This window comes from Pseudanabaena sp. SR411 (genome assembly GCF_002251945.1).
Lineage (GTDB): Bacteria > Cyanobacteriota > Cyanobacteriia > Pseudanabaenales > Pseudanabaenaceae > Pseudanabaena.
In genome coordinates this window covers 1-5,879 of record NZ_NDHW01000120.1, presented here as the reverse complement: position 1 = coordinate 5,879, position 5,879 = coordinate 1, and the positions used below count along the sequence as shown (strand labels likewise).

The window sequence follows — 5,879 nt, the reverse complement described above, 5'->3', positions numbered from 1 at the left end:
AAAACATTAGGAGATATCACTAATCAGCTAGAGCAGTTTTTTGAATCCAGTCAATTTCTCTCAAAAATACAATTACGAAAAACACTGGATTTTATCTTTTCATTAATTCACTGATCTTATAGCGGGAAGGGAGTAAGGGAACCTCTAAAAAAGCTAAGGGAGGCAAATACGAAAATTGAATAAAACCAATTGTTATACCAACAAGAAATCAGTTAGATAATTTCCCGAAATTGGTGACCCTATCTCCATAGTTTTCTAAAGTTCCTTCTGGCAATGTGTTGGGATTTCTAAAATTGCCCAGCCCACTAAACCAGTTTCGATGATCCTTACTAAAATTGAGCGGTTTATAGCTGAATTGGAGCGATCGCATCGGTGGCAGAATCACTGGTATGACATGCTATGACTGATCTTCACAAATTTATTCCTAATACTGGAACCTATGAAACGCGATCGCTCGGCGGTATTCTCGTCCCAGGAATGCTAGTCAAAGACTTTACATTCACTCTCTAAAACTCAATCAGTTTACCTCTCGTGCGCTGATTATCCAAACTCGATCTTCTCGATACGTTATTGCAATGGCAAGTATGAAATGCGATCGCGATACTCGTCATCCAGCGAAGCAAGAGCAGCTAATACTAATTCTTCAATTGTTTCACCCAAGCTCATACTGGGATTGATTTGGAATATCCCAGGAATGTGCTGCCCTTGAGCGAGATGATCAATTAGATGGACTGGCATAGAACTCCGATTATTCGTTACAAGAATAAAGTCGTATTTTTCACACCAAAGCAAGATATCTGGATCTAAAGTACCTTTTGGCGGTGTGTTGGGATCTCCAATTGCCCAGACTACTAAATCAGGTTCTTTGCGTCGTAGCTGTATTTGATAAATTGGAGGGAGATTTTCATCCATCAAATACTTGATTTGCATAGGATTTTCCTAATGTTAGTCGTTCGGCTCGAAGTTGACGCAATTTTTCAGAGATTGGAGGTGGATTATGTTTTTGCTCTTCTCGCATTTTATGTCCCCACTCTAGCCAATTAGTGATGTACTCACCGATCTCTTGCTTGTTATGAAGATAGTAGAGAACTGTGGCGTAAACCTGCTCCAAGCTTAATGATAGGTATGTTTTGGCAATTTCTTCAGGTGTTCGACTGCGATAAATGTAGTCATACAAAATTGTTTCAATACCAATTCGCGTATTTTTTAGGCGAATATCATTGGTAGCGAGAAAGGTAAAGTAGTCTTCTAGTTGCATTGTGATGTTACCAGAGTGCTAGAACTAAGCTGGATATAGGTGTACTCTCCACGTTAGACAATTGCGACAACGAGGTTGGTATACTCCTATAATTTTACCTTTTTTCAAGATGAGGCTTACTAAAATTGTGCGATCTATTAGGTGACGCGCCTCTGATCGCTTGGCGGTATTCTCGTCCCAGGAATGCAAGTCAAAGACTTTACATTCACTCTCTAAAAAACAATAACATCAATCGACTTATCGGTTTGGCATAACGACCCAAGCTCACTGAGCGCAGAGCACTTTTGCTGCTCAACCAGCCAGCCTACGGCGTTCCGGCGCAGCGACTGGTTCTGCACCACAGCCTAGCAATATAGGCTAAATCATCTATATGAGTAACCACTCTGGACATTGACAACGTGAAACAAATCTTGCTAGATCATATTACTCGTAACCTTTCTTGAAAAAATGGAATAAAAAAATTTTACTCAGAGTTAACTTAGAAATCACGAATATTCTGTCCGAAGAATATCAGCTCTAACTTCAAATCGCTTTCGTTCACCAGGGCTTGGAATAAAACTTTTACGGATTTCATCAGGAATTGGAATAAAGAGGCGATCCTTAAGAATGATTGTTGCTGTTGGATATGAGCCACCTCCGGCTGGAGCTTCAACTGGTTCACGGGTTTGGAGATCATAGTAAAGACCAAATTGACCTGAGTGGTGGAGGAAAATAAAAAGAGTTTTCTGTCCACCCCAAACAACTGACGTACGATGCGGTTGAAGGAAAAACTCACCCATTTCTTCGCGTACCTTGTTAGTTATTGAAAGAAAGCATCGATATCCACGTAGGGGAGGTTGATCGTCGTCTATTACAAGCAATTTAGCAGGGGTTTCTAACTCTAAGCGGGTGATAGCAGGAGATGGATCAATGTTTAATACTGTTTCAGCGGTGGCATTCAGAAGGGCTTGTTCATTTTCAATGATATCTTGCACAACATCGTTAGCTCTGGTTGCGACTTCAACGACCTGAATACTTGAACGTACAGCGACCTGCGAGCGTTGGACTGCCTGTTCCATAGTAATTAAGCCAGCGTCATATTCTTCCCATATCTTAGGAAGATTACCAAGATCATCATCAGCGTATTCAAAAAGTTCTCTACAACGAATAGTCTTTAGAAAAGCTTCTGCTCCCTGCCTAGTGCTGCTTGGCACAAAATCTGCCACACGCGGGAAAATCACAGTTCTAACGAAATCTTTGACCATACTTCCGAAGGCATCATATTCCGTCTCATAGATGCCTAAAATAAGTCTTACTGTCTGATTTTCTGGATTCAGAGTGATGCAAATACTCTCTGCTTCTTTTTGAGAAAGGACTGGAAGATCATGACTGATGATCCCAAAATCTACATTACTTTTGAGAAAATAGTCCTTTTCCAAAATCGACTCAAGGCGATATGAAAGACCACTTTCTGAAATACTGAATTGATTGTATTTGCGACGATTTGTAACAATGGGTGAATTTGAGATGACTTCAATGCTTGCATAGCGATTTAGATAGTTCTGCTCACAAGTTCTACGTGGATTACTGCGTGCCAAAACAAGTAATGGAGTATCATCGCTAGCAAGCATATTAATAACGCCCTGATCATTTTCCTCGTAAAGTCTTTTTGGACTAGTATGAGAATTAGCCACCTCATAGAGAGAAATTCGATCCCCTGGAGTCACATTTATCTTCATACGACCACATAGATCGTAACGATTATGAGAAATTACCCAGTTCATAAAAGGTGTGCTCGAGTCACATTCGTCACGATCTGCCACTATGGTCGAGGTGAAGCTATCAATCTCCACCATCATTGACTGCAAGAGTTGCAAACCATCTACAGTGATCGCTTCACGACCTGCCGTTGGTTCGAGAACAAGCAGGTCTGCAACTCCACCAAATTGGTACACTGAACTCACAGATGCCGTAGCAAGACCGAAACCACTTCTGAAAGTACGAAAAACAGACAGACCACTACGTAGTACAAGCCGACCGGGCATTGTACGCCCAGACCATATTAGATTGGTGAGCTGTATCCAAACGTCCGCATTGTTTGAGAGAATAAGGAGAACATCAGCAGTTAAACGTTCCCCAATTTTTTGGGTTGATTGATTATATCTCCAAGTTTCTGAAACAGGTGATACTACACTCTCAATCGATTTCTGACTGATCAGTTCACCGTTTAAATATACGGGAGTATCAATTAAAAAAACAAAGTCGGAAATATAATCTCGAGCTTGTTGAATATTAATATATGAATCAGAAGTGATATACGCAGTAATCTCAGTACCTGCTTGACTCGTTGTTGGAAGAATCTGACGTTCAATACAATCCTCTTTAATGGAAAGCTTCGCCTTTTCAGCTTTGCAAAAAGTTCGTTCGCCAGTAAGCGCACTCTCTGTTTCAACAGTCAGCGTGTCAGCAATTCCAAAATTCGCCATAGCACCGATGCCAAAGGTGCCAACAACACCTGCTTCCCTTGCTAACTCATTATTTTTACTGCTGCTGCCCGCAGTCCAATAGTGTTTGATTAGGTCATTTGGTGTCATTCCAATCCCATTATCAGAAATAGTAATACGGTCTGGAGCTAACTGAATATTAATACGGGGTTGAAAATTGTCGTCGTGGGCTAGTCTTAGCCGGATTGCATCAAAAGCGTTCTGTGTATTTTCGCGCAGCAGCGCGAGTGGAGATTGATAAATCTGTTTTGCAAGTAGCTCAACAACACGCTGTGTTTCAATCTGGAAAGGAATTAGTTCTGTATTCATTAGCTCCTCAATATTTTTTTTATTTCTATCTTTCCTTGAAACTCATTACGTATCGTGGCATCAATGTCGTTATAAGTGTTTAGGATAACTTCAGCTTGCTCTAAGTCATTAATCTGGATAAGTGCGGTTATTAAAAATATTGCTTCTTCAGTAGACTTTGGCTGTGAGACTAAATTGGATAGTATCTCCCAGCTTTCAATCTTAAGTGCTGACTGAATGGCAATCTTACGAGCATGAGGAGCTGACGAGAGTTCAATACCCTCCAAAATTTGAAGGGCTTTCACTGGATTTTTCTTGTGTAATGCATCCTCGGCTTGTAGAGTAGCGCGTCTAATATTTTCTTGATTTACATCGATCTCATGTCCCATGACATCAGTACTCGTTTTCCAAGCGATCTCTACAAAACCTTGTGAGAAAGCTCCATTTTTCTTCCGATGAAACTGTCCCCCCTCAGCCATCTCTCTAACATGCACACGAGCGTTGCACAAATCATCTTCAATGACAATAAGGTTATATTGTCTGTTCACTCCTCGCGGCAGATCTCTAAAACCTGCACAAAGTGATCCTGCACTGACAACTGCCATAGATTGGCTTTCGTTGAGATGAACATAATGTGTTGTAGTAGCCGCAATGTGTTGATGCCCATGTAGTCCAAGCTGAAAACCTAGACCGATCATCTCGTGGATCTGTTCAATTTTTACATAGTCTTCCTGCAATGGAGGTCCGTAAATGCTATGGTGCCAAACGGCAATGCGTAAATCATATGAGTGAGGGATATCACGCAAATCAAGACTACACCGAGATATTGTCCCTTGGGGGATTGCACCTGCATAAGCAAAGCAGTCGTTACCACTAATCGAATCAAATCCAGCTATTACAATCTGACGATCATGGAGTTCAAAAAGTTGATAACCTCGGTTACGATCAACTGGTTTTAGCAAAGGCACATCTGAATAAAAATTCTCGGTAAAATCCCAGTAGGTATTCATCCGCTTGTTATAGGCATCAGCGTCTTGAATCCGATAAAGTGCTAGCTCTTTCCAAGACCATCTATAGTTGCTACTTGGCTCAAGTAGAGCCTATCTGACGTTCTTCGGGTATTTATCTTTTGGAACAAGCTCCATCGAAGCGAAAGAGGTATTCCAGCAAACATCATGATTGCCGGGAACAATGATGAGTTTACTCCTATCTCCATTGAGAAACCTCTGTGTGACTTGTTCGAGAAACTCTCCAGCAACACTATATTGAGCGATCATTTCGTTCTGCCAGTCAGGGGCACCAATTGATGCTCCTTGTATGAGATCGCCACTGACAATAATAGCTTCAGGGAATGGAACAAATGGAGTTTCACCAGCATAGCGGTCACAATCTGCAAGCAAAGCTGCGACTAATGAGTCGTTATCAACTGGCTCATCGCGAGATCGATGTAAATCAGAAATATGGAGAATTGAAAACATACAAAAGTAAATCTTAAATTAAAGAGACTATCTTAAAGATGATCGTTTGCTATAAAACTAAAATAACTTATATGAACTAATGAACTTTAATCCCATAAATACTAGTTTTTAATTATATCTGATTAAAAACGTAAAATACTGCAAAAATAGTAATTATACTGAAAGTTTCTGTATGATTACCTTGAATATAACGTCTACACAGAAACTTTCTGCGTAGTACAACTATTTTACGTATTATAGAACCCATTTGGTATCTTAGGAAGAGTAGAAAAAGGAGTCAAACATGGGATATAGCAGCAGCCTAAGCGATCAAGAGTGGGAGATTATAGAACCTCTGTTACCTAAAAAAAAGAAGACGAAACCACCAACATG

At 40.5% G+C, this 5,879-nt stretch carries 5 protein-coding genes and 1 pseudogene; 1 reads left to right on the top strand and 5 read right to left on the bottom strand.

Annotation, left to right across the window (positions count from 1 at the left end; all coding sequences use genetic code 11):
* Window positions 1-350 precede the first annotated feature (350 nt).
* Window positions 351-510, top strand: a pseudogene (locus B9G53_RS29045) (TldD/PmbA family protein); the annotation flags it as partial.
* 57 nt (window positions 511-567) lie between these two features.
* Here B9G53_RS29045 and B9G53_RS12750 read toward each other — a convergent pair.
* From B9G53_RS12750 to B9G53_RS12730, 5 genes are all read right to left on the bottom strand, one after another.
* On the bottom strand, window positions 568-930 hold the full coding sequence (locus B9G53_RS12750) for a DUF5615 family PIN-like protein (protein ID WP_094532869.1): 363 nt from the start codon (window positions 928-930) through the stop codon (window positions 568-570).
* The gene (locus B9G53_RS12745; protein WP_094532867.1) at window positions 905-1,258 is read right to left on the bottom strand and encodes a DUF433 domain-containing protein; all 354 of its coding nucleotides are present in this window, start codon (window positions 1,256-1,258) and stop codon (window positions 905-907) included. The genes B9G53_RS12750 and B9G53_RS12745 overlap by 26 nt, the downstream gene beginning before the upstream one ends.
* A gap of 485 nt (window positions 1,259-1,743) precedes the next feature.
* A complete protein-coding gene (locus tag B9G53_RS12740) occupies window positions 1,744-4,050 on the bottom strand; it encodes an ATP-binding protein (RefSeq protein WP_094532865.1) in 2,307 nt (768 codons plus the stop codon).
* Window positions 4,050-5,039, bottom strand: coding sequence for a hypothetical protein (locus B9G53_RS12735; RefSeq protein ID WP_094532863.1), 990 nt, complete (start codon window positions 5,037-5,039; stop codon window positions 4,050-4,052). The genes B9G53_RS12740 and B9G53_RS12735 overlap by 1 nt, the downstream gene beginning before the upstream one ends.
* A 90-nt stretch (window positions 5,040-5,129) precedes the next feature.
* Window positions 5,130-5,507 (bottom strand): metallophosphoesterase, encoded by a 378-nt coding sequence (locus tag B9G53_RS12730; protein ID WP_094532861.1) that lies wholly within the window; start codon window positions 5,505-5,507, stop codon window positions 5,130-5,132.
* Window positions 5,508-5,879: the final 372 nt, after the last annotated feature.

What these genes read in the sequence shown, in the direction of transcription:
- B9G53_RS12750 (WP_094532869.1), bottom strand. Translation starts at nt 930, where the DNA reads ATGCAAATCAAGTATTTGATGGATGAAAATCTCCCTCCAATTTATCAA.
- B9G53_RS12745 (WP_094532867.1), bottom strand. Translation starts at nt 1,258, where the DNA reads ATGCAACTAGAAGACTACTTTACCTTTCTCGCTACCAATGATATTCGC.
- B9G53_RS12740 (WP_094532865.1), bottom strand. Translation starts at nt 4,050, where the DNA reads ATGAATACAGAACTAATTCCTTTCCAGATTGAAACACAGCGTGTTGTT.
- B9G53_RS12735 (WP_094532863.1), bottom strand. Translation starts at nt 5,039, where the DNA reads ATGAATACCTACTGGGATTTTACCGAGAATTTTTATTCAGATGTGCCT.
- B9G53_RS12730 (WP_094532861.1), bottom strand. Translation starts at nt 5,507, where the DNA reads ATGTTTTCAATTCTCCATATTTCTGATTTACATCGATCTCGCGATGAG.